This is a genomic window from Blastococcus sp. HT6-30 (assembly GCF_039729015.1).
Lineage (GTDB): Bacteria > Actinomycetota > Actinomycetes > Mycobacteriales > Geodermatophilaceae > Blastococcus.
The window spans coordinates 718,966-740,683 of the sequence record NZ_CP155792.1 but is presented as its reverse complement, the minus strand read 5'-3'; the positions used below and the strand labels follow the sequence as shown (position 1 = coordinate 740,683).

The 21,718-nt window shown below is 74.1% G+C and carries 22 protein-coding genes and 1 pseudogene; 10 read left to right on the top strand and 13 right to left on the bottom strand.

Annotated elements, in window-relative coordinates; translation table 11 throughout:
- The first annotated feature begins 121 nt into the window (after positions 1-121).
- Positions 122-781, top strand: coding sequence for a DUF6542 domain-containing protein (locus ABC795_RS03485; RefSeq protein WP_347059506.1), 660 nt, complete (start codon positions 122-124; stop codon positions 779-781).
- A 63-nt stretch (positions 782-844) separates the two neighbouring features.
- On the opposite strand, the gene ABC795_RS03480 is transcribed toward ABC795_RS03485, so the two are convergent.
- Positions 845-1,810 carry a 4-hydroxy-3-methylbut-2-enyl diphosphate reductase gene (locus ABC795_RS03480; protein WP_347059505.1) on the bottom strand — a complete coding sequence of 322 codons (966 nt, stop codon included), beginning with the start codon at positions 1,808-1,810 and terminating at the stop codon, positions 845-847.
- Positions 1,811-1,947: 137 nt separating this feature from the next.
- Here ABC795_RS03480 and ABC795_RS03475 point away from each other — a divergent pair, with 137 nt between their 5' ends.
- The 3 genes from ABC795_RS03475 (at position 1,948) to ABC795_RS03465 (ending at position 4,837) form a co-directional block, all read left to right on the top strand.
- A complete protein-coding gene (locus tag ABC795_RS03475; RefSeq protein ID WP_347059504.1) occupies positions 1,948-3,255 on the top strand; it encodes a hypothetical protein in 1,308 nt (435 codons plus the stop codon).
- A 104-nt stretch (positions 3,256-3,359) separates the two neighbouring features.
- A complete protein-coding gene (xseA, locus tag ABC795_RS03470; protein ID WP_347059502.1) occupies positions 3,360-4,619 on the top strand; it encodes an exodeoxyribonuclease VII large subunit in 1,260 nt (419 codons plus the stop codon).
- Positions 4,616-4,837, top strand: coding sequence for an exodeoxyribonuclease VII small subunit (locus tag ABC795_RS03465; protein WP_347059501.1), 222 nt, complete (start codon positions 4,616-4,618; stop codon positions 4,835-4,837). Before xseA ends, ABC795_RS03465 begins: the two co-directional genes overlap by 4 nt.
- A gap of 26 nt (positions 4,838-4,863) precedes the next feature.
- Here the strand turns inward: ABC795_RS03465 and ABC795_RS03460 are convergent, their stop codons facing one another.
- A complete protein-coding gene (locus ABC795_RS03460; RefSeq protein WP_347059500.1) occupies positions 4,864-5,085 on the bottom strand; it encodes a hypothetical protein in 222 nt (73 codons plus the stop codon).
- 196 nt (positions 5,086-5,281) lie between these two features.
- On the bottom strand, positions 5,282-5,911 hold the full coding sequence (locus ABC795_RS03455; RefSeq protein ID WP_347059499.1) for a DUF4245 domain-containing protein: 630 nt from the start codon (positions 5,909-5,911) through the stop codon (positions 5,282-5,284).
- 131 nt (positions 5,912-6,042) lie between these two features.
- Between ABC795_RS03455 and glpX the strand changes: the two genes are divergently transcribed.
- On the top strand, positions 6,043-7,095 hold the full coding sequence (gene glpX, locus ABC795_RS03450) for a class II fructose-bisphosphatase (protein WP_347059498.1): 1,053 nt from the start codon (positions 6,043-6,045) through the stop codon (positions 7,093-7,095).
- Positions 7,096-7,190: 95 nt separating this feature from the next.
- Here the strand turns inward: glpX and ABC795_RS03445 are convergent, their stop codons facing one another.
- Positions 7,191-7,844, bottom strand: a complete 654-nt coding sequence (locus ABC795_RS03445) for a hypothetical protein (protein ID WP_347059497.1) — start codon at positions 7,842-7,844, stop codon at positions 7,191-7,193.
- A 171-nt stretch (positions 7,845-8,015) separates the two neighbouring features.
- On the opposite strand from ABC795_RS03445, the gene ABC795_RS03440 reads away from it, so the two are divergent.
- The 4 genes from ABC795_RS03440 (at position 8,016) to ABC795_RS03425 (ending at position 13,498) form a co-directional block, all read left to right on the top strand.
- Positions 8,016-9,431, top strand: a complete 1,416-nt coding sequence (locus ABC795_RS03440) for a class II fumarate hydratase (protein ID WP_347059496.1) — start codon at positions 8,016-8,018, stop codon at positions 9,429-9,431.
- A gap of 123 nt (positions 9,432-9,554) precedes the next feature.
- Complete coding sequence (locus tag ABC795_RS03435) at positions 9,555-10,856, top strand: citrate synthase (RefSeq protein ID WP_347059495.1); 1,302 nt, start codon at positions 9,555-9,557, stop codon at positions 10,854-10,856.
- A gap of 155 nt (positions 10,857-11,011) precedes the next feature.
- Positions 11,012-11,203, top strand: coding sequence for a hypothetical protein (locus ABC795_RS03430; RefSeq protein WP_347059494.1), 192 nt, complete (start codon positions 11,012-11,014; stop codon positions 11,201-11,203).
- 648 nt (positions 11,204-11,851) lie between these two features.
- Positions 11,852-13,498 carry an NlpC/P60 family protein gene (locus ABC795_RS03425; RefSeq protein ID WP_347059493.1) on the top strand — a complete coding sequence of 549 codons (1,647 nt, stop codon included), beginning with the start codon at positions 11,852-11,854 and terminating at the stop codon, positions 13,496-13,498.
- 27 nt (positions 13,499-13,525) lie between these two features.
- On the opposite strand, the gene ABC795_RS03420 is transcribed toward ABC795_RS03425, so the two are convergent.
- The 9 genes and pseudogenes from ABC795_RS03420 to ABC795_RS03380 form a co-directional block, all read right to left on the bottom strand.
- Positions 13,526-14,293, bottom strand: coding sequence for a hypothetical protein (locus ABC795_RS03420; protein ID WP_347059491.1), 768 nt, complete (start codon positions 14,291-14,293; stop codon positions 13,526-13,528).
- Complete coding sequence (locus ABC795_RS03415; protein ID WP_347059489.1) at positions 14,290-14,637, bottom strand: hypothetical protein; 348 nt, start codon at positions 14,635-14,637, stop codon at positions 14,290-14,292. The genes ABC795_RS03420 and ABC795_RS03415 overlap by 4 nt, the downstream gene beginning before the upstream one ends.
- Positions 14,638-14,943: 306 nt before the next feature.
- On the bottom strand, positions 14,944-16,035 hold the full coding sequence (locus ABC795_RS03410) for a flagellar biosynthesis protein FliA (protein ID WP_347059488.1): 1,092 nt from the start codon (positions 16,033-16,035) through the stop codon (positions 14,944-14,946).
- A 71-nt stretch (positions 16,036-16,106) separates the two neighbouring features.
- Positions 16,107-16,613: a hypothetical protein gene (locus ABC795_RS03405; protein ID WP_347059487.1), complete on the bottom strand. Its 507-nt coding sequence runs from the start codon at positions 16,611-16,613 to the stop codon at positions 16,107-16,109.
- A 322-nt stretch (positions 16,614-16,935) separates the two neighbouring features.
- Positions 16,936-17,109, bottom strand: a pseudogene (gene csrA / locus ABC795_RS03400) (carbon storage regulator CsrA); the annotation flags it as partial.
- 92 nt (positions 17,110-17,201) lie between these two features.
- Positions 17,202-17,645: a flagellar assembly protein FliW gene (locus tag ABC795_RS03395; protein WP_347059486.1), complete on the bottom strand. Its 444-nt coding sequence runs from the start codon at positions 17,643-17,645 to the stop codon at positions 17,202-17,204.
- Positions 17,645-18,526 carry a flagellar hook-associated protein FlgL gene (flgL, locus tag ABC795_RS03390; RefSeq protein WP_347059485.1) on the bottom strand — a complete coding sequence of 294 codons (882 nt, stop codon included), beginning with the start codon at positions 18,524-18,526 and terminating at the stop codon, positions 17,645-17,647. Before flgL ends, ABC795_RS03395 begins: the two co-directional genes overlap by 1 nt.
- A gap of 5 nt (positions 18,527-18,531) precedes the next feature.
- Positions 18,532-19,935, bottom strand: a complete 1,404-nt coding sequence (flgK, locus tag ABC795_RS03385; protein WP_347059484.1) for a flagellar hook-associated protein FlgK — start codon at positions 19,933-19,935, stop codon at positions 18,532-18,534.
- A 1-nt stretch (position 19,936) separates the two neighbouring features.
- Positions 19,937-20,422: a flagellar protein FlgN gene (locus ABC795_RS03380; RefSeq protein WP_347059483.1), complete on the bottom strand. Its 486-nt coding sequence runs from the start codon at positions 20,420-20,422 to the stop codon at positions 19,937-19,939.
- A 198-nt stretch (positions 20,423-20,620) separates the two neighbouring features.
- Here ABC795_RS03380 and ABC795_RS03375 point away from each other — a divergent pair, with 198 nt between their 5' ends.
- Complete coding sequence (locus ABC795_RS03375) at positions 20,621-21,601, top strand: sigma-70 family RNA polymerase sigma factor (RefSeq protein WP_347059482.1); 981 nt, start codon at positions 20,621-20,623, stop codon at positions 21,599-21,601.
- Positions 21,602-21,718 lie beyond the last annotated feature (117 nt).

Here is a 21,718-nt window from a genome sequence, read left to right as displayed (position 1 = left end):
GCCTCCCACCGGCTCCTGGGAACGCGGTGCCGTCTTCCCACGAACTCCCAGCTCGGGTCGCTACCGTTGCCCCGGAGGTCGGCCAGTCGGGTCGCCCTGCGGAGCGGGACGGAGGTGCGCCATGGCCACGGCGAGCACGGCAGGCGCATGGCAGGGCGGCAGGCGCCCCGAACGGCCGCACCCCGCACGGGCACCGCGCGCCTCCTCCGGCGACGAGCGCACCGGCCGCCCGTCGCGCCCACCCGTGCCGGCGCCCGGCCGGGCCGCTGAGCGCCTCCGCGCCGCTGAGCACGGGTACGCCCACGACCGCTACGCGCGGCCGCCCGCCGGCACCCGCCGGCAGGAACCGGTGGGCGGCCGACCCGCCGCCGCGCGGGCGGCCCAGGAGAGCAGCCGGGGTCGCACCGCCTCCCCCGACGGCGCCCGGGAGAGCCGCCTCCGCGGCTCGGTCGCCGTCCTCGGGGTCTTCCTGCTGACCCTCGCCGGCTGCGCCGTCGACTCCTTCGTCGGCATGGGCCTCGGCATGATCACGCTGGTCACCCTGTCGGCCGGCATCTCGATCGCCACCCTGCTCGTCCGGAAGCGGGACCTGCTCTCCGTCGTCGTCGCGCCGCCGCTGGTGTTCACGCTGGTCGCCGTGGCCAACATCAGCCTCGCCCCCTCGGCGACGCTGAACCTGCCGACCATGGCCACGCTGCTGGTCCGCGGCTTCCCGACCATGGCCGTCGCCACCGCCGTCGCCGTGGTGCTGTCCCTCGTGCGGCTGGTCACCCGCCGCTGACCTCCCCTGGCACGACGAAGCCCCGGCCACGCTGAGCGCGACCGGGGCTTCGTCGTCGTCGGATCAGTCCGCCACGGGCTCGCCGCGGCGCTTGCGCAGCTCGTGCGGCAGCGCGAACACCAGCCGCTCCTCGGCCGCCTTCACCGTCTCGACGTCGGGATACCCCCGTGCGGCCAGGAAGTGCAGCACCTCGCTGACCAGGATCTCGGGCACCGAGGCGCCGCTGGTGACCCCCACGGTCCCGACGCCCTCGAGCCAGGCCGGGTCGATCTCGGCGGCGTAGTCGACGAGGTGGCTGTCGCGCGCCCCGGCCTCCAGGGCCACCTCGACCAGGCGGACCGAGTTCGAGGAGTTGGTGGAGCCGACCACGAGCACCAGATCGCACTCACCGGCCATCTTCTTGACGGCCTGCTGCCGGTTCTGGGTGGCGTAGCAGATGTCGTCGCTCGGCGGCGACTGCAGCCCCGGGAACCGGTTCTTCAGCTGGTCCACCGTCGCCAGCGTCTCGTCGACCGACAGCGTGGTCTGGGACAGCCACACGACCTTCTCCGGGTCGCGCACCTGGACGTTCGCCACGTCCTCGGGGCCGTCGACGAGCTGGATGTGGGCCGGGGCCTCCCCGGAGGTGCCCTCGACCTCCTCGTGGCCGCGGTGACCGATCAGCAGGATGTCGTAGTCGTCGCGGGCGAAGCGCTTGGCCTCCTGGTGCACCTTGGTGACCAGCGGGCAGGTGGCGTCGATGGTGTGCAGCTGCCGGGCGGCCGCCTCCTGGTGCACCGCCGGGGAGACCCCGTGCGCGCTGAAGACGACGACCGAGCCCTCGGGCACCTCGTCGGTCTCGTCCACGAAGATCGCGCCACGGCGCTCGAGCGTCGCCACCACGTGCTTGTTGTGGACGATCTGCTTCCGGACGTACACGGGCGCGCCGTGGATCTCCAGGGCGCGCTCGACGGCGACCACCGCCCGGTCCACGCCGGCGCAGTACCCCCGGGGATCGGCCAGCAGGACACGTCCGCGCTGATCAGCCATGCCCGCCATGGTAGTTGAAGGAGCCTGTGGCCCCGGTCACTCGCGAGCTCGCGACGGGGCCGTGTGCAGGGCCGCACCACGGGGTGTATTCGCACACACCGGGTGTCGGTCGGAACGTTCTGGGGCACGCTGTGCCCATGGCCCGTGAGATCCCCGAGGTTGTCCGCGCTGCCGCCGGTCTGGCGGCCACCGTGCTGGACGAGGCCCGGAAGCTGCCCGAGACCCTGCCCGGCCTGCCGGTGCGCGTCATCGGCATGGCGATGCAGCACGCGATGAAGGTGCAGCAGACCTACGCCGGGCTGGTCGCCCGCGGCGACGAGCTGCTCGTCGGGCTGCGTGGCGACGCCGAACCGGGCATGGCGACGTTCGACGACGACGAGGCGCCCGCCGCGGGCTTCCGTGGCTCGGCCTTCGACCGGGTCGGCGACGCCGGCACCATCACCGACGAAGAGGTGGCCGACCTCCCCGACGACCCGGCCGCCGACGCCGTCGTCGCCGCGATCGACGACCTCAGCCAGGAGCTGGTGGAGGACCTCGCCGACGACGCCGAGGAGCTCACCGACGGCGCGGACGAGGCCCAGCAGTCCCTCACCGACCTGCCGGCGGCCGACGCACCGACCACCGAGGAGGTGCTCGACGAGCTCGCCATCGACGAGGCGGTGCCGACGACCCCGGACACCGACCCGCTGAGGCCGGCCGCCGGCGACGCGGTGGTCACCGAGGACGCCGACGCCCTCGAGGCGGCCCTGCTGGAGTCCGACCCCGCGCCCGCGGTCGCCGACACGGAGGCGACGGCCGACGTCGCCACGTCCACCTCCGTCGACGTGCTCACCCCCGAGGGCGACATCGCGACGGTCGACGCGGCGATCACCGACGAGGGCGTGGCGGCCGTCGAGGCCCCGGCGGAGGAGACCGGCGCGGACGAGACCGTGGCCACCACCGACGGCAGCGTCGCCGGCACCTCCGACAGGGACACCTCCGACACCGACACCTCCGACACCGACACCGCGGCCACCGGCACGAACGCCGGGCCCGACGTCGCCGTCGACGAGGGCGGCACCCCCGTCGCCGCGGCCACCGGGGTGCGCACCGACGAGGGCCCGGCCGACACCGACGAGACCGACGCCGCGATCGCCGAGGGCGCGACCGTCGACGCCGTCGGCGAAACCTCGGACTCCCCGACCGACGACCCGCAGGGCGGCAGCGAGGTCTCCGGCGCCCAGGCAGCCGGGGCCGCGCCCGTCGACGGTTACGACACCTTCTCCATCGCCCAGCTGCGCGGCCGCCTCCGCGGCTACCAGCTGAACACCGTCTCCGACCTCCTCGCCTACGAGCAGGCGACCCGCGCCCGGGAGCCGTACCTGCGGATGCTGCGCAACCGGCTGGAGAAGCTCGAGGAGCAGGCGGTCGAGTCCAGCCCGCTGGCCCCCCGCGGCGGCGCCTGAGGAAGAACCCCCCTGCCCCCACTGCTCGCAGCGGGCCCCGGCACGGGCCGGGGCGGGGCAGGGGGCGTCCGGTTGCTGTCGGTGCCGTCTGACACGCTCGGGACATGACCGCCCCGTCCACCCCGGAGTCCCCCTGGCCGGTGCGCACGGTGGCCCGGAAGGTGGCCGACTGGATCGGCCGGCTCGGCGAGGTGTGGGTCGAGGGCCAGGTGGCCCAGCTGTCCCGGCGCAGCGGCGCGGCCACGGTCTTCCTCACCCTCCGCGATCCGGCCGCCGACCTGTCGGTGCCGGTCACCTGCCACCGCGACATCGCCGAACGGCCCGGGCTGGAGCTCACCGAGGGCACCCGGGTGGTCGTGCGGGCCCGGCCGGACTACTACGTCGCCCGCGGCTCGTTCTCGCTGCGGGCCACGGAGATCCGGGCGGTCGGCCTCGGTGAGCTGCTGGCCCGCATCGAGCGGATCCGCCGCCTGCTCGCCGCCGAGGGCCTGTTCGACTCCGCCCGCAAGCGGCCACTGCCCTTCGCCCCCCGGGTGGTCGGTCTGATCACCGGCCGGGACAGCGCCGCCGAGCGCGACGTGCTGGTCACCGCCCGCCGACGCTGGCCGGCGGTGCGCTTCGCCATGCACAACTGCGCCGTCCAGGGCCCGCAGGCGGCGGGCAACGTGATCGAGGGCCTGCGGAAGCTCGACGCCGACCCGGCGGTCGAGGTCATCGTCGTCGCCCGTGGCGGTGGCTCGGTCGAGGACCTGCTGCCCTTCTCCGACGAGGGGCTGGTGCGGGCGATCGCGAGCTGCCGCACGCCGGTGGTCACCGCGGTCGGGCACGAGACCGACACGACGCTGGTCGACCACGCCGCCGACGTCCGGGCCGCCACCCCGACCGACGCCGCGCACCGGATCGTGCCCGAGATCGGCGAGCAGCGGCGCCTGGTCGACGGGCTGCGCGCCCGCGCGCGGCACCTCGTGGTCGCGCGGCTGGAGCAGCAGGAGCGGTGGCTGGACTCCGTGCGCACCCGTCCCGTGCTCGCCTCGCCCGCCCGGCTGCTGCACGGCCGGGAGGATGACGTCCTCGCGTTGCGCACCCGGGCGCGCCGGACGCTGACCCATCGCGTCGAGGCCGCCGAGCGCGACCTCGAGCACGCCCGGGCCCGGGTGTCCGCCCTCAGCCCCGCCGCCACGTTGGAGCGCGGCTACGCCCTGGTGCAGCAGGCCGACGGTGCGCTGGTGCGCGACCCCGCCCAGGTGGCCGACGGCGAGCTGCTGCGGGTCCGGGTCGCCGGCGGCCGGCTCCCCGTGCGCGTCGACCGGGCCGCAGCCCCCGACGCCGACGCCGTTCCCACCCCTCAGGAGGACCCCGCATGAGCGTCACCGACGAGCGCGCCCCCGAGCCGACGACCACCTACGAGCAGGCCCGCGAGGAGCTCGCCGACGTCGTCCGGCGGCTGGAGGCCGGCGGCCTCACGCTGGAGGAGTCGCTGGCCCTGTGGGAGCGCGGCGAGGAGCTGGCCCGCCTCTGCCAGCACTGGCTCGACCGCGCCCGCGAGCGCCTGGCCGCAGCCGCGCCCGCCGACGACGCCTGAGCCGCCCGGCACCCGGAACCGCCGGCTCAGGCCGGCGGACGGAGCCGGGTGTCCGGGGCGACCACGAGCCCGGCGTCGGCGAGGGCCGCCAGCACCCGCTCGATGCGCTGCTGCAGCTCCGGCGTTCGACCAGCGGAGGGGATGGCCCCGGCGAGCGCGCCGGCGGTCTCCTCGTCCAGGCAGCGGGCCAGCACGTCGCGCACGTCGGTCGGACCTGCGGCCCGGGCCACCGGGATCCGGGTGACCATGCCGCAGGCGCACGACCCCCCGTCGGCCGGGGCCCGGTGATCACTGCGTGGGCATTCCTCGCGTGGCGGCATCGGGCTCTCCTCGGGCGGTCGGGTCACTGGTCGATCCCGCCACCCTCCCGCCGCGGGGACGCCGCGGCGCGGGGACGCACCGAGGAGTCACCATGTCGTGACCTTGCGACCCCCGACCGCGTGGTCAGCCGGACCAGGGCCGCACCGCGGCCGCGACCGCGGTCAGCTCGTCGTCAGCGGCCGATCCGGTGACCACCACCGTGACGCCGTCGGCCACCCGCGACAGCGCCGTCTCGCCGCGCTCGGTCGTCGAGCGGGTCCACTGCTCGCCGTCCACCTCGACCGCGCCGGCCTCGGTCGCCCCATCGAGCACCGCGCCCACCGCCTCCGCGTCGGCGGCGTCGGTGACGACGTAGCCCGCGTAGCCGCCGGAGGGCGTCAGGTACCCGATCTGCAGGGTGACCGCGTCGCCCGGGGAGGCGTTGCCGGCATCGGTGCGCGCGCTCGTGGGCCGGTACCCCTCGCCCAGCCCGCCGGGGACGAGCACCGGGTACTCCGCCCGGGACTGGGCCAGCTGGATCGTGCTGCTCGGGTCGATCTCGCGCACCGGGTCCCCCGGGTCGTTGTTGATCGAGACCCAGCCCACGATCAGCAGGCAGATCAGCACCAGGGGCAGCAGCGAGCGCAGCATGTTGGCCGCGCTCAGCCGGTTCGCGCGCTGCACTGCCGACGGCGGCGGGGGCGCCTCCGTTCCGGGGGCCGCCGCGTCGTCGGGGACCTGGGGACGCTGGCTCGTCGGGCCGATTCCGGTCATGCCCCTAGGATCGCAGGCGATCGCTTCCCCACCGCCGCCCAGCGCCCACGCAGCATCCGCCCGGCGCGTACACGCCGGGCGCGGCCGGGCCGGGGCACCGCCACCACCCGGTGGCCCAACCAGGAGGTCCCGTGTCGCTGCCCCTTCCCGATGGCCCCCTCCCCTCGACGACGGCCGGGCACGGCTTCGCCAACGACCGCCCCGCACCCGACCGGAACCTGGCGCTGGAGCTGGTGCGCGTGACCGAGGCGGCCGCGATGGCGGCCGGGCGCTGGGTCGGCCGCGGCGACAAGAACGGCGGTGACGCCGCGGCGGTCGACGCGATGCGCGCGCTCATCGGCACGGTGCGCATGAAGGGCGTCGTCGTCATCGGTGAGGGCGAGAAGGACGAAGCGCCCATGCTCTACAACGGCGAGCAGGTCGGCGACGGCCAGGGGCCGGAGTGCGACGTCGCCGTCGACCCGATCGACGGCACCACGCTGATGGCCAAGGGCATGCCGAACGCGATCGCGGTCATGGCCGTCGCCGAGCGGGGTGCCATGTACGACCCGTCGGCGGTCTTCTACATGGAGAAGCTGGCCACCGGCCCGGCCGCGGCCGACGTCGTCGACATCACCGCGCCGGTCGGGGAGAACATCCGCCGCATCGCCAAGGCCAAGAAGAGCTCGGTCGGCGACGTCACCGTCTGCATCCTCGACCGGCCGCGCCACGAGCAGCTGGTGCAGGAGGTCCGGGATGCCGGCGCCCGCATCAAGTTCATCACCGACGGCGACGTCGCCGGTGCGATCGCCGCCGCCCGCGAGGGCACGGGCGTGGACCTGCTGCTGGGCATCGGCGGCACCCCGGAGGGGATCATCACCGCCTGCGCGCTCAAGTGCATGGGCGGCGCGCTCCAGGGCCGGCTGTGGCCCAAGGACGACGACGAGCGGCAGAAGGCCCTCGACGCGGGCCACGACCTCGACCGCGTGCTGCACATCGACGACCTGGTGCACGGCGACGTCTTCTTCGTGGGCACCGGCATCACCGACGGCGAGCTGCTGCGCGGGGTCCGGTACAGCGCCGGCGGCTGCACGACCCAGTCGCTGGTCATGCGCTCCCGCTCGGGCACGATCCGCTCGATCGACAGCCTGCACTCGCTGGAGAAGCTGCGCGCCTACTCCGCGGTGCCCTTCGACCGGAACTGAGGAAGGACTCTCCCGCCCCCACCGCTCGCAGGCTCGCCGCGGGCCCCTGCGGGAGGGCCGGGGCACGGCTTCCGACGCCGCGAAGGCGCCCGCGCTCACTCCAGCTCGGTGCAGGCCATCACCGCATAGGGCTTCACCCGGCCGCCGCAGGTGCTGGCGTACTCCTCGTAGTCCGACAGCGGCGGCGACTCGTACATGAGGTCGTCGCACGACTGGAGCTCGCCGTCGAAGCAGGTCTGCGCATAGGCGTCCAGGGCCCCGTCGGGGCCGAGGTCCCCGGGCTCCACCGGCGGGAACTGGTCGACCGGACCGGTGGGCGTGCCGGCGTACCATCCCATGCTCTGGTCCAGCATGCCCATGGCGGCGTCCATCTGGTCCTGGGCGCCGTCGGCCATCCCCTGGCGGATGCCCTCGGTGAGTCCGGGGGTCAGCTCCTCGGCCATCGCGCGGCCGATGTCCTCGGCGCTGCCGATGAAGACCGCGCCCACCAGGAAGGTGGCGGCCACGGCACCGACGGCCAGCCCGCCCAGGGCAGCACCGGCGACCGCCCAGCGGCCGCGCCCGGACGGTGCGGCCGGTACGGGCGCAGCGGCCGGCACCGACGGCTGCCAGGACGTCGTCGACGCCCAGTCCGGCACCGGCTGCGCCGCGGGGGTGGCCCAGCCTCCCGGAGGCGGCCAGCCGGCAACCGCCGGCTCCTGGGGGGACGGCGCGCCGCCGGGGTCCGGGGTGAGAGGCGGCTGGGACATGAGGCCCTCCTCAGGGCTCGTGCCGGATCGGCACCGTCGACGGCGCAGGTGCGCCGGCGCTCAGGGCCTTCCTCGGCGGGCCGCGGCGAGGGCGGAACCGACCCGGTCCCCCACGGGGATCTAGGGTCCCGTGCGGAGCACTGTCACCATCCACACCACCGGGAGAACAGCGTGGCCCAGCAGAACGGCGCAGCGCAGGACGGCGGAGACTTCCGCATCGAGCACGACTCCATGGGAGAGGTCCGCGTTCCCTCCTGGGCCAAGTGGCGAGCGCAGACGCAGCGCGCCGTCGAGAACTTCCCCATCTCCGGGACCCCGATCGAGCGGGAGCTGATCGGCGCGCTGGCGGCGATCAAGGGCGCGGCGGCCGCCGTCAACGCCGACCTCGGCGTCCTCGACCGGTCGATCGCCGACGCCATCACCGAGGCCGCCGGGGCCGTAGCCCGCGGCGACTGGGACGAGCACTTCCCCATCGACGTGTTCCAGACCGGCTCGGGCACGTCGAGCAACATGAACACCAACGAGGTCATCGCCTCGCTGGCCACCGAGTCCCTCGGCGCGCCGGTGCACCCGAACGACCACGTCAACGCCTCCCAGTCGTCCAACGACGTCTTCCCGTCGGCGATCCACATCGCCGCCACCCGGGCCGTCGTCGTCACGCTGATCCCGGCGCTGCGGCACCTCGAGGCCTCGCTGCAGCGCAAGGCCGAGGAGTTCGCCGAGGTCGTGAAGAGCGGCCGCACCCACCTGATGGACGCCACCCCGGTCACGCTCGGGCAGGAGTTCGGCGGCTACGCCGCGGCGGTGCGCTACGGGGTCGAGCGGCTGGAGGCCTCACTGCCCCGCATCGGCGAGCTGCCCCTCGGCGGCACTGCCGTCGGCACCGGCATCAACACCCCGCCCGGGTTCGCCGCCGCCATCATCGAGAAGCTCGCCGGTCAGATGGAGCTGCCGCTCACCGAGGCCCGCGACCACTTCGAGGCGCAGAGCTCGCGGGACTCGCTGGTCGAGGCGTCCGGGCAGCTCAAGACCATCGCCGTCGGGCTGATCAAGATCGCCAACGACCTGCGGTGGATGGGCTCGGGCCCCCGCACCGGCCTGGGCGAGATCCAGCTCCCCGACCTGCAGCCGGGCAGCTCGATCATGCCGGGCAAGGTCAACCCGGTGATCCCGGAGGCGGTCATCCAGGTCGGCGCCCAGGTCATCGGCAACGACGCCGCGGTCACCTACGCCGGCACCACCGGCGTCTTCGAGCTCAACGTGACGCTGCCGCTGATGGCCCGCAACGTGCTCGAGTCGATCCGGCTGCTGGCCAACGTCAGCCGGCTGCTGGCCGACCGCTGCGTCGACGGCGTCACCGCCAACGTCGAGCAGTGCCGCACCTACGCCGAGTCCTCTCCCTCGATCGTCACGCCGCTGAACAAGTACATCGGCTACGAGGAGGCCGCCAAGGTCGCCAAGCAGTCGCTGGCCGAGCAGAAGACGATCCGCCAGGTCGTCGTCGAGCGCGGCTACGTCGAGCAGGGCAGGCTCACCGAGCAGCAGCTCGACGAGGCGCTCGACGTCCTCTCGATGACCCACCCCTGACGGTCGCGCGGGAGCGCGAGGGACACGAATCGGTCTTCCTCCCGCTCCCGCGCGGCGACCCGGGCCGCGATCGGGGCGCGATCGGGGCGCGATCGGGGCGCAGGAGCGCTAGCGTCGTCCCCGATGACCGAGACAGCGAGCACCCCAGACGTAGCCCTGCGCTGGCCGGGCGGCGAGCTCCCGCTCCCCGTGAAGACGGGGACGGAGGGCGCCGACGGCATCGACACCAGCAAGCTGCTGGCGACGACCGGAAAGGTCGCCCTCGACATCGGCTTCGTGAACACCGCCGCCTGCACGTCGGCGATCACCTACATCGACGGTGATGCCGGGATCCTGCGCTACCGCGGCTACCCGATCGACCAGCTCGCGGGGCAGTCCAGCTTCCTCGAGGTCACGTACCTGCTGATCTACGGCGAGCTGCCCAGCGCCGACCAGCTGGCGACCTTCGACCAGAAGCTGCGGCGGCACACGCTGCTGCACGAGGACCTGAAGCAGTTCTTCAACGGCTTTCCGCGCGACGCGCACCCGATGCCGGTGCTCTCCTCGGCGGTCAGCGCGCTGTCGACCTTCTACCAGGACTCGCTGGACCCCTTCGACGAGGAGCACGTGGAGATCACCACGCTGCGCCTGCTCGCGAAGCTGCCGACGATCGCCGCGTACGCGTACAAGAAGTCGGTCGGCCAGCCGTTCCTGTACCCGGACAACTCCTTGGGCCTGGTGGAGAACTTCCTCCGCATGACCTTCGGGTTCCCGGCCGAGCCCTACGACGTCGACCCCGACCTCGCCAAGGCGCTGGACATGCTGTTCGTCCTGCACGCCGACCACGAGCAGAACTGCTCCACCTCGACGGTCCGGCTGGTCGGCTCCTCGCACGCCAACCTCTTCGCCTCCGTGTCCGCGGGCATCAACGCGCTCTTCGGCCCGCTGCACGGCGGCGCCAACCAGTCGGTGCTGGAGATGCTCGAGGCCATCCGGGCCGACGGCGGGGACATCCCGCGCTTCGTCGAGCGGGTGAAGAACAGGGAGCCCGGCGTCAAGCTCATGGGCTTCGGGCACCGGGTGTACAAGAACTACGACCCCCGCGCGGCCATCGTGAAGTCGACGGCCGACACCGTGCTGGACAAGCTCGGCGGCAACAACGAGCTGCTCGACCTCGCGCGCCAGCTCGAGGAGATCGCGCTGAACGACGAGTTCTTCATCCAGCGCAAGCTCTACCCGAACGTCGACTTCTACACCGGGCTGATCTACCAGGCGATGGGCTTCCCGACGCGGATGTTCACCGTGCTGTTCGCGATCGGCCGGCTGCCCGGCTGGATCGCGCAGTGGCGGGAGATGATCGCCGACCCGACGACGAAGATCGGGCGCCCCCGGCAGCTCTACACCGGCGCGACCGAACGGGACTACGTACCCGTCGACGCCCGCTGAGGAAGCACCCCGCCCTCCTCGCCCCCAGCAGGCCCGGGGCGAGCGCCGGGACGGGGCCGAACCGGGCCGGGTGACCCTCCCAGGTCACCCGGCCCGTTGCGTTCCGGGGCGCGATCCCTACGGTGGGTGGACCCCCGCTCTCGGAAGGACCGCGCATGGCCGAGCCCCCTGACGAGGATCTCCTCGTCCTGCCGCCCATGCCCTTGGCGACCGGCCGGTTCCTGGAGCCCGACGGCGAGGGCGCCCCCGTCCGGATCACCAAGCTGGAGTTCGTCGTCTCGACCGAGGACGGCGGCGAGCTGCGGATCCCGCTCGAGCACCGGCACGGCGCCTGGTGGGCGCCCTGAGGCGCGCGCCCTGGCGCCCCCTGTCCTCCTCCGAGGTCCACCCCACCCCGAACGGGTGCCATCCGGGGACCGGCTCTTCAAGCATCTCCCACGGCGTGTCGATGGATGTGCGAGAGCTCCTGGCCACGACGGCACCAGGAGCCCCATCCGTCACGACCAGATCGCCCGGGGGACGCAGTGGCCGCATCGCGTACGTCCACGCGTGCGACCACGTCGGGACCGGCGTCCCCGACCCGGACCACCCCGGCCCGCGGCACCGCCGCACGCGACGCCGCCTCCCGTGCTGCCGCCCCTCGCACCGCTCCCCGCCGCACGGCCGCCGCTCGCCCGGCCGGGTCGGCGACGGGTGCGAAGCGCGCCCCGGCCCGACCGCCCCTGACCCCGGCGGAGGCCACGGCGCTGCGGCAGGCACTGGCCCTGCGCCAGGCGGCCGCCGCCCGTTCCGGTGTCACCCCCGAGCAGCTGGCCGCGGCCCGCGCAGCCGTCGCCGCCCGCTCCGGCGCCGCAGGCCCGGATTCGTCCCGGAGTGCGACCGGCCGCGGGCGCCCGACCGCCGGTCGCGCCGCGGTGCGCCGCGGGCCGGCCCGTGGCCGCATACGCGCCGCCCGCCGGAAGCGCACCGGCTCGACGTGGTCGACGCGCCTCGGTGTGGTCGCGACCAGCGCGCTGCTCATCCCCGCTGCGCTGGCCCTGCTGCTGCCCGGGGCGCAGGCTCCCGGCGGCACCGGCTCCGCGCTCGACCCGACGACGCTGGCGCTCACCGCCCGCAGCGCACTGCTGGAGCAGGCCGACCGCTACCAGCGGCTGGCCGGCGAGGCCGCCCTGCGGCGTACCCGGCTCACCGATGCGCTCACCGCCGAGCAGGCCGCGCGCGAGGAGCTCGCCACCCGGCAACAGGCCGTCGGCGCCGGAGCGGCCGACCTCTACCGGGCCGACGCCATCGGCCGCTACCCCGTGCTGGGGCTCGACCTGCACGACGCCGAGGCGACCCCCGGCGTGCTGTACCAGCAGGCCCTCGCCGACCGCGCCGGGGCGGACCGCTCGGCCGACGTCGTCCAGGCCGCCCGCAGCGCCGCCCGGCTCGAGGCCGCCGTGGCCCGCGTGGCCGATGCGCGTGCCGCCGTGGTTGCCGCCGACCGGCGCGCCGCCGACGTCCTGTCCGCCGTGCGGGCCGAGGTCGACGACCTCAGCCCGGAGGTGTCCGGTCGGCTCGCCGCCCTGGGCACCGTCCGAGCCGCCGGCGCACAGCAGGAACGCAACGCCGCGGCGACGCGCCGCTGGCAGGAGTACCTCGGCCGGCTCGCCACCGGCGGCATCGCGCCGCCCCCCGCGGCCGCACTGACCGACCTCACGAGCCTCCCCGCCGGCATGTCCCCGGCGCTCGACGCCGACGGCCGGCCCGTGCCGGGGGTGGCCTGGGCGGTCATCGGGAGCGAGCCGGTGACCGTCCTCCCCGCCGAGACGGTGGCTGCCGTGAGCAACGCCCTCTCCCAGCTGGGCAAGCCCTTCCTGCCGGGCACCGCCGGGCCGGAGACCTACGACTGCGGTGGGTTCACCGCGGCCTCCTGGCTGCTCGCCGGGTACGCGCTGCCGGGCAGTCCCGAGGCGCAGTGGGCCTCCGGCCCGGCGGTGCCCGCCCGGGACGTGCAGGTGGGCGACCTGGTCTTCTCCCCCGGCGGCCAGGACGTCGGCATCTACGTCGGCGACGGCGACGTCGTCGGCGCCTCCGCGGCGTCCTACCAGGTGGCCGTGCGGGCGATGGCCGCCGGCTCGTCGGCCGTGCGGGTCACCGCGCCCGCACCCGGCGCAGTCAACCCCGCGCTCCCCGCCGGCGGCGGGACCGGCGCGTGCGGCGCCCCGCTGCCGCAACCCGGCCCGGTGAGCCCCCGGTGGGGCGGCTGGGAGAACGGCCGCATCCCCGCCGAGGCGCTGTGCCGGCTCGGCATCGCCGGCCACGCGCTGCGCTGCGACGCGGCCGCCTCCTACGCCCGGCTGGACGCGGCGTTCACGGAGGAGTTCGGCGTCCCCCTGCGGATCACCGACTCGTACCGGTCCCTCGGGGCGCAGGTCGCGGCGTTCTACGCCAAGCCGGGGCTCGCCGCCGTCCCGGGGGCGTCCAACCACGGCTGGGCACTGGCGGTCGACCTCGGCGGCGGGGTCAACGTCGCCGGCACGCCGCAGTGGACCTGGATGACCGCCAACGCCGGCCGCTTCGGGTTCGTGCAGCCCGGCTGGGCGAGCCCCGGTGGCGAGAAGCCCGAGCCGTGGCACTGGGAGTACGGCTACATCTCCTGAGCCCTGTGCGGAACGCGGGACCCGCGCTCAGATCCAGGGCAGGTCGACGACGCGGCGCCAGGGCAGCGTGACGCTCGCGTCACTGGCCTGACCGGCCAGCCGCCGGGCGACGCCGGGCCCCGCGCAGGCGACCGGCCGGTGCGGCGTCACGACGACGTGCATGTCGGGCAGCGCCAGGCCCGCCCCGGCGATCCGGTGCAGGAGCAGTTCGGGAGCCACCAATGCGGCCGAGGCCAGCACCGGCACGGTGCGGTGCGACCAGAGCGCCAGGGGCCCTTCCACCCGCAGCTCGAGCCGGACGTCGTGCGCCCGGCCGGTGGCCGCGGACCGGACCCGGTGCAGTTCCGCCGTGCGCGCCGCCGGCGAGGGCGCCCACGGCAGCGCCAGCTCCCCCCGCACCACGACGACGGTCCAGCCGATCGAGGTCTCCGAGCCGTCGGCCCAGTCGAGCACGGCGACCCCGGCGGTGGCCGCGGCGGCATCGGTGACCGGGCGGCGGGCCACCCAGGTCCGCAGCGCGGCGGCGATGCCCGCGGCCGTGCCCGGGACCCCGGCGCGGCTCATGTCGTCGGCGAGATCGGTCAGCGACACCCGCTGGACCCGCTCGTCCTCCTCCAGGTGGAGCACGGTCCCGGCACCCGGGCGCCGGACGAGGTCGAGCTGCAGCCGCGGGGAAGCCAGGCGCGGCAGCAGCTCGGCCGCGACGTCGTGCAGGTCGACGACCTCGACCGGGGCCGCCCGGAAGCGGTGCAGCAGGCGTGCGGACGGCGCGGTGCCGAACAGGCTCGAGGTCACGCGTGGCTCCGGGCGTCGAGGAGACCGCGGAGCCGGTCGGGCAGGTCCGGCAGCGCCAGGACGCCGGCGAGCTCCGCCGGGCTGAGCCGGACGGGCAGGACGTCCTCGTCCCAGCCGGTGGCCAGCCGGACCCGGGCGGTCGACGCGGGCCAGACGGCCTCGCGGGCAGCGGCCACGTGCAGCTCGGTGAGGACGTCCTGCAGGTGGACCGCGGCGACGGGGTGCACCGACCGGTCCCCCAGCGCGGTCCGCACGGTGTCGGCGAGCAGCGTCCGCGCAGCGGCGTCGAGCCAGTGCGGGAGCAGGACCGGCGCACCGGTGTCCCCGGACGGCAGCGCGCTCACCGGAGGTCGTCCCGGTTCCGCGGTCCGGTCGCCGGCGACGCCGGGACAGCGCGGTGGCGGTTGCTCGGACGGGGCGTCACACAGTGGATATCGGCAGGTGCAGGCACCAACGGACCCCTCACCGGCGCTTTTCCGGGATCGACCCGCGAGCGGGGTCGCCTGGGACGCGGCAGCACGTCCCGCCCCGCGCGTACCCCTGGCACCGGCGGACGGACCGGGCACCCTGGATGCGCAAGATCCCGTGGGCCCGCACGGAGGTGCGGGCCCACGGGATCTCGGTGTCCCGTCTCCGACGGGGCGGGGGCGCTACTGGTCGGCGAGCTCGGCCAGCCGGTGCTTGAGGGCCTTCTCCACCCGGTCGGCGTAGACGTTCATGTTCCGCACCGAGGTGTTGAGATCGGCCGACAGCTGCGTCTTGGTCTGCCCGCCCCAGGTGGTCAGGTACCACGTCGCCCAGCCCAGGACGTTGGGCTGACCAGCGCGCTGGTCACGGCGCGCGTCGGGGTCCGGGGCGCAGGCGGCGGTGAGGGCATGGGAGAGCAGCGTCTGCTCGGCCTCCCCCATGATCTCGTCGGGCGCCTCGGCGGAGTCGGGCAGCAGGATCTCGGTCGCCTCGGGAGCGCCGTCGAGGGACTGCAGGTTGCGCAGCCCGTTGAGGGTGGCGACGGTCTGGGAGTTGCGGCGCAGCGTGGCGATGCTCTGCCCCATGTAGGCGGCGAGCTCCTTCTCGCTCGGCCGCCGCTGGTGCTCGGCCATGAAGGCGGCGATCGCCTTCTGCTGCTTGTGCTCGGTGTCGGCGGCGGTGCGCCCATGGGCGTTGCGGCCCAGGTCGTGCACCCACTTGGACAGCTGGGTGGCGAGGAACGCGCCGAACGGAACCGACTTGGTCTCGTCGTACTGGGCCACGGCCTTGAGCACCCACTCGAACACCTGCTGCCCCAGGTCGTCGGGGTCGGGCAGGTGCAGGCGGATCGTGCTCATGTTCCGCTGCAGCCGCTTGAGGCTCACCGGCCCGTAGTGGCGGCACAGGTCGGCCAGGAAGTCCGGCGGGAGGTCACGCGGGGTGCGCCGGCGGACCCCCGTCTCGGCGCGCAGCCCGATCGTGGTCACCCCGCGGCCGGAGCACCAGGCTCTGATCCAGTCGGCCAGCACGGCGGCCGAGCCGCAGGCCCCGTCGACCCGGTAGAGACCGTCGCCCTCGTCGTAGCTGACCGTGACGCCGTCGGGCAGCTCCCGGCGGAACTCGTCCAGCGGCAGCTCGTGGTCGACGCGGAAGTGCACCCGGTCGCGGGGGGTGATGGGTGCCAGCGCCCACCCCTCGGCCTCGGGGATGCCGCCGAACACCAGGGGCGTGCGGTTGCGGGCGCTGTCGTCCGCGGTCGGGATGCGGTCGGGCATGGGAACTCCTGGCGCTACGGGGAAGAAGAGGTGCCGGGTAGGCCGGCGCCGGCGTACCGCTCGGGAGGCCGTCAGGCCGGGATGCGCTCCCCCGGGCCGGGGAGGCGCGGCGAGGGCACGGGCGAGATCGGCGACGACTGGCTCGGGAGGGCGTCGATGGCGTCGACGGGGAGCGCGTCGGCACGGGCGGCGCCCGCGGCGGCGTGCTCGAGGAGCGCGGTGGCGGCGGCGCGCTCGGCGCCGCTGGGCTCGGCCGTGTAGACCGGCATGTGGTCGTACAGCGAGGTGAACAGCGCCGAGACGAAGGCGTACGCCGCCTGGGCCTGCGGCGAGAACCGGGCGACCGCGGTGCGGGGACCGAGGTCGACCCCGACGGTCACCCGGACGACGCGGTCGTCCTTGCTCAGGCCGGTGACGGCGAAGACCGCGTCCTCGTGCTCAGCGGCCAGCGCCGCGAGCGCCGCGAGGCACTTGCGGGTGGAGCCGCGGCGCGGCCGCAGCTGCACGTGGACCACCACGGACTCCTGCTCACCGGCCTGGTCGCCGGCCGCCGAAGCGGTGAATGCGTTGCGTGCCATCTCGATCGCCCCCTGTCACTTGCTTGGGGAGGAATCTGCCGCATGCACGCGCCGAGCTCGGCACACAACTCGCCGTGTCGACGCAGTTGTCGGGGTCAAGCTTCGGCAATAGTTGCCCGTGTCGGACCCCACCACGACGGCGGCGCCGTCAGATTGGCACTGCCTGCCGAGGTGAACCCCCGGCAGCCGTGCAGATGTGTCAGTCCCCGGAGCCCGCCGCCTCGACCGGGCCGTCGGCGGCAGCGGTGCCGGCGTCCGCGTCCGCCCGGGGCGCCGGCGCGAACGCCGCGAGAGCGCCCAGCGTGTCCGCGGTGACCTGGGCGGCCAGGAGGTTCGCCTCGGCGATCTGCCGGTAGACCTCCTCGCGGTGGATGGCGACCTCGCGGGGGGCCTTGAAGCCCAGCCGCACGGTGCCGCCGCGCACCTCGACGACGTGGACCTCGATGTCGTCGCCGATGCGGATCGTCTCGCCGACGCTGCGGGTGAGTGTGAGCACGAGTACCCCTCCATGGGTGTGTGGTGGCCGTCCGTGGCGGTGCCCGCGGAGGCGGGCACAGGAGCCGCGTCACCGACGCGGTGGCACTGAGGTTATCGGCGCAGGCGCCGCCGAAGGGGATGGGCGCCGTCGGTCTGCACGACCTGCCGCGCCCGGTGCGTCGCGGGGGCGACGACGACCGGGGCCCGGAGGTTGGCCGTGGCCGCGGCGGGATCGCCGTCCGGAACGCTGACCAGGCAGTAGACCCGGGCGTCCGCGGCGTCGGCCAGACCCAGCTCCCGCCGGACGGGGGCCGGCACCACGGGCGCGTAGTCCGGGAAGAAGTCCCGGGCCGGGACGGCGAGGAACCGTGGACCGTCCGGAGCCACCGCCTGCAGCCAGAACAGCAACCCGGCGGTGTCCCCGGCGACCAGGACGTAGTCGGAGTGGCGGGGGAACCCCGGCAGCGGCTCGGCGAACGACAGCACCTGGACCGGGGGCGGAGCCGGTGCCGTCGTCGTCGGACCCGCTCGGGGGCCGTCGGTGAGGGTGGTCATCAGCGCAGGTAGTCCAGCAGCGTCGGGGAGATGGCCTTCGCCGTGGCGGCGAGCGCGGCCTCGTAGCCTGTCTGCTGCATCTGCAGCCGCATGATCGTGTACGGCAGGTCGATGTTCTCCGTCTGGGCGAGCTGCGTCTCGAGCGAGAGCGCCCGGTCGCTGTTGACCAGCTGGATCCGCTCGAGCCGGGCGGCGCGCGACCCGATGTCGGCGACCGCGGTGCGCATGGCGTCCGCCACCGCGTCCAGATCGGCGAGGTCGCCGCTCAGCCCGGCGGGGTTGCCGGTCAGGTCGGCGGCGATGCGCCCGACGATCGCGAACAGGTTGCCGGCACCCTCGCCGAACGCCTCGGGCCCGGTGACGTCGACGCGCAGCAGCTCGCTGTCCGACACCCGCCGCGTGATGGTGGAGTCCTCCGCGCCGAGGAAGGTGCCGTCCGCGTGGTAGGCATCGGTACCGGCCGTGACGCCGCCGAAGATCGGTCGTCCCTGCACCCTGGTGTTGGCCAGTGCGATGAGACCCTCACGCAGCGAGGCGACCTCGACGGCCAGCGCCTGCTGACTCGCCTCCGACGCGGCTCCGGTGTTCAGGCCCTGCACCGTCAGGTCCCGGACCCGCCCCACCGCGTCCAGCATCCGCTGCAGTGTCGTGTCCGCCTGCGACAGCCAGCTGGACGCGTCCGTGACGTTGCGGGCCTGCTGGGCAGTGCCGGCCTGCTCCGAGCGGGTCTGCATGGCCTTGTTCGTGCCGGTCGGTGAGTCCGACGGCTTGCTGACGAGCCGGCCGGAGGTGAGCTGCTGCTGGAGCTTGCCCAAGGCGTCGAGGTTGCGGCTGAGGCCCTGCAGGCTGGTCAGGCTGACAGCACGCTGCGTGATGCGCATTCAGATCACAGCCCCACGCGGCCGGTGCGGTTGATGAGCACGTCGAGCATCTCGTCGATCGCGGTGACCAGGCGGCCCGCCGCTGCGTACGCGTGCTGGAAGGACAGCATGTTGGTCATCTCCTCGTCGAGGTTCACACCGGCCACCGACTCCCGGGCGGCGTCCACCTGGGTGGTGATCACGGATTGGATCTCCACATTGCGGTTGGCCACCGCTGCCTCGACACCGAGCGCGACGACGAGCTTGCGGTAGTTCGCGTCCGGGCCGCCGACGTCGTGGCGCAGCTGCGCGATCGCATCGGCCTTGCTGTTGTCGGTGCTCGGGCCACCACTGCGCCCCGAGGCCGCGATGAGCGCCGGGTCGCTGAACGCCAACTGGATGCTCGCGGCGGTGATGTCCGCGCCGTCCGAGGACTCGAACACCGGGCCGCCGGGGTCACCGTGCTGGTCGAAGGCGCCGGTGGTGTGCAAGCCGTTGACGGCGCCGGCCACGCCCCGGGCCAACGTGTCGAGTTCGGTCCGGTATTTCGGCAGGGTTCCGTTGAGCGCGCTCAGTGAACCCGCCGCCCTGCCGCCGGGGCTCACGGTGAGCTCTCCGACCGCGGTGACCAATCGCAGCTTGTCGGTCGCGGTGCCGGCCAAGTCCGGGCTGCCGGCGAGCGCCAGCTGCGAGGCGCTGGACCCGCCGACGAGCGTGAAGCCACCGACGACGACGTCCACCATGCCGTCCTGGCCCGGCCGTGCCCTGGCGCCCACCTGGTCGGCCAGTTTCATTACCAGGAGGTCTCGCTGGTCGGCAAGGTCGCTGGCAGGAAGACCGGTGTGGGTGGCGCGCTGGATGGCCAGGTTGAGATCGGCGATGCCCCGGGCCGCGGCGTTGGCGTCCTCGGTGAGGACGGTCAAGTTCTCCCTGGTCTGCGTCCACTGTGCGTCGAGCGACGCGGAGGCGAAGCGGAGACCGCCGACCAGGGCGTTCATCCGCTCGAGGACCTGGGCTCGCGCTGCACCGGTGTCCGGCGCGTTCGCCACGTCCTCCCAGCCGTCCCACACGTCGGTGAGCTGGCGCTGGAGGCCGGTGGAGCCGGGCTCGCGGAAAGCAGTCTCCACCTGACCAAGGGTCTCGGCCTCGGTTGCCAGGCGGGCGTTGTTGGCGTGCTCGGTCTGGGCGCGCCCCTCCAGGAAGGCGTCCCGGATCCGGACGACGTCCTCGGCGTTGACGCCACCACCCACACCAGTGCTCGTGGAGTGGAACGCCGGCACCGCGCTGCCGCCGATGGCCTGCAGGTCGACCCGCTGGCGGGAGTAGCCCTCAGTGTTGACGTTGGCGATGTTCTGACCGGTGACGTCGAGAGCCCGCCGCTGGGCCCACAGGGACGTGGTGGCCGTGTTCAGGCCGCCGAAAGTGCTCACGTCAGAGTGCTCCGTCCAGGGTGACGGCACGATTGCTGCCGTCGGAGTGCCGCCCGGTGGCGCCGTAGGTACCGGCCGAGGGGGTGCGCATCTGCAGGAGCGCGTCGCCGATCGCGGCCAGGCCGCCCTCGATCAGCTCACGGTTGGCGTCGGAGAGACTGCGCAGGTCGGTGACGAGGACGAGCAGGGCCTCGTGGTGCTTGGCCAGAAGGTCGTTCCAGGGCACCGGGGCGACCTCGGCGACCTGGCGCAGCGACGGGTTGGCACCGAGCCCCAGTCTCTCCGCGATCACCTCGGTCGCGGCCGCCCGCTGGACCTCGAGCGTGCGCAGCTGATCGAGGATCATCTCGATCTCGTGCGCGATGCGCTGCAGCCACCGGGTCTTGCCGGTGACGATCAGGTACTGCTTCTCCTCGGCTTTGAACAGCAGCAGATCCAGGAGCTCCTGCTCCCGCCACAGCAACGTCGAGAGGTGCTGGTAGTCCACGCGTCCACCACCTTCCGTCGTCTTCTCCGGCATCGCGCTCGGCCGGGTCCGGGGAGCCGGCCGTCGACCTTCGTCGCACCAGCCATCGGCACCCGTTCGGAGGGGGTCAAGCCGAAGCGCGCAAATGGCGTTCAGGTTCGGTGGGAAATCCGCCGACGGTGGTGCCGACCTCGCCTGCGCCCGCCGAGGTATACGGACGTGACCCCAGTTCGTGCCTTCGCGACCGAGCGCCCCGCGCGTGAGCGGGCCGCGGTCGACCGGCCCGCGCGAAACCGGCTCCAGAACGGCCGGGTGCCCGTCCCGGTACCGGGGCCGTCCAAGCAGGAGGTCGACGCACTGGTGACCGAGCACCTGCCCCTGGCTGCGTTCGCCGTGAACACCGTCGCCTCACGGATCTCCCTGCCGAGCCACGTCAGCCGCGACGACCTGCTCTCCTGTGCCCACGTGGCGCTGGTGGAGGTGGCCCGGCGGTTCGACCCGGCCGCTGGGGCCTCCTTCTCCACCTATGCCCTCGCCCGCCTGCAGGGTGCGGTACTCGACGAGTTGCGGTCCGGTGACTGGGCCAGCCGCTCGGTGCGGGCCGCGGCCCGCCGGACCGACGCCGCCGCTGATGCGCTGACGATCAGCCTCGGCCGGCCACCCACGCGGGAGGAGCTCGCGCAGAGCCTCGGCGTCGCGCGCAGCGACCTCGACCACCTCCAGGTCGACGTGCACCGGGCCGTCATGGTGAGCATCGACGCCGAGGCCGGCCCTGACGGGACGTCGCTCGACCTCCCCGACACCGGCGAGTCGCCCGAGCGCGCCGTCCTGCGGGGAGAGCGCGCCCGTCACCTGCACCAGGCGATCCGGGCCCTGCCCGACCGGCTCGACGAGGTCATCGAGCGCAATTTCTTCGGTGATGAATCTCTGACCGACATCGCGGAAGACCTCGGGGTCACCCTCTCCCGGGTCTCCCAGATGCGCGCCCGCGCGCTGACCCTGTTGCACGCGGCGATGAGCGAGCTGTGGGAGGGACAGAGCGTTCCGGCCGACGGCGGGGTGCGTGCGCGCAACCAGCAACGCAGCTATCTCGAGCGGGTGACGGGCCGCAGGCCGGTGCCGGCGGCGACTCCCCCGCTCCCCCACCAGCGTGCACGCTGGCCGGTCGCCGGCCGCGGAACGACGGCACGGCTCGGCTGAGTGAACGCGGCGAAAAAGTCGGCGGATTCGACTCAAGCCCCAGCCGCCCCACGCCGTAATCAGCAGTGCGACACCAGCACGGCCCGCAGCACGGATGCAGCGGGAGTCATCAGCAGG

Excerpts from the sequence above, each read along its gene's own strand:
- ABC795_RS03485 (WP_347059506.1), top strand. The coding sequence starts at position 122 with ATGGCCACGGCGAGCACGGCAGGCGCATGGCAGGGCGGCAGGCGCCCC.
- ABC795_RS03480 (WP_347059505.1), bottom strand. The coding sequence starts at position 1,810 with ATGGCTGATCAGCGCGGACGTGTCCTGCTGGCCGATCCCCGGGGGTAC.
- ABC795_RS03475 (WP_347059504.1), top strand. The coding sequence starts at position 1,948 with ATGGCCCGTGAGATCCCCGAGGTTGTCCGCGCTGCCGCCGGTCTGGCG.
- xseA (WP_347059502.1), top strand. The coding sequence starts at position 3,360 with ATGACCGCCCCGTCCACCCCGGAGTCCCCCTGGCCGGTGCGCACGGTG.
- ABC795_RS03465 (WP_347059501.1), top strand. The coding sequence starts at position 4,616 with ATGAGCGTCACCGACGAGCGCGCCCCCGAGCCGACGACCACCTACGAG.
- ABC795_RS03460 (WP_347059500.1), bottom strand. The coding sequence starts at position 5,085 with ATGGTCACCCGGATCCCGGTGGCCCGGGCCGCAGGTCCGACCGACGTG.
- ABC795_RS03455 (WP_347059499.1), bottom strand. The coding sequence starts at position 5,911 with ATGACCGGAATCGGCCCGACGAGCCAGCGTCCCCAGGTCCCCGACGAC.
- ABC795_RS03445 (WP_347059497.1), bottom strand. The coding sequence starts at position 7,844 with ATGTCCCAGCCGCCTCTCACCCCGGACCCCGGCGGCGCGCCGTCCCCC.
- ABC795_RS03435 (WP_347059495.1), top strand. The coding sequence starts at position 9,555 with ATGACCGAGACAGCGAGCACCCCAGACGTAGCCCTGCGCTGGCCGGGC.
- ABC795_RS03430 (WP_347059494.1), top strand. The coding sequence starts at position 11,012 with ATGGCCGAGCCCCCTGACGAGGATCTCCTCGTCCTGCCGCCCATGCCC.
- ABC795_RS03410 (WP_347059488.1), bottom strand. The coding sequence starts at position 16,035 with ATGCCCGACCGCATCCCGACCGCGGACGACAGCGCCCGCAACCGCACG.
- ABC795_RS03405 (WP_347059487.1), bottom strand. The coding sequence starts at position 16,613 with ATGGCACGCAACGCATTCACCGCTTCGGCGGCCGGCGACCAGGCCGGT.
- ABC795_RS03395 (WP_347059486.1), bottom strand. The coding sequence starts at position 17,645 with ATGACCACCCTCACCGACGGCCCCCGAGCGGGTCCGACGACGACGGCA.
- flgL (WP_347059485.1), bottom strand. The coding sequence starts at position 18,526 with ATGCGCATCACGCAGCGTGCTGTCAGCCTGACCAGCCTGCAGGGCCTC.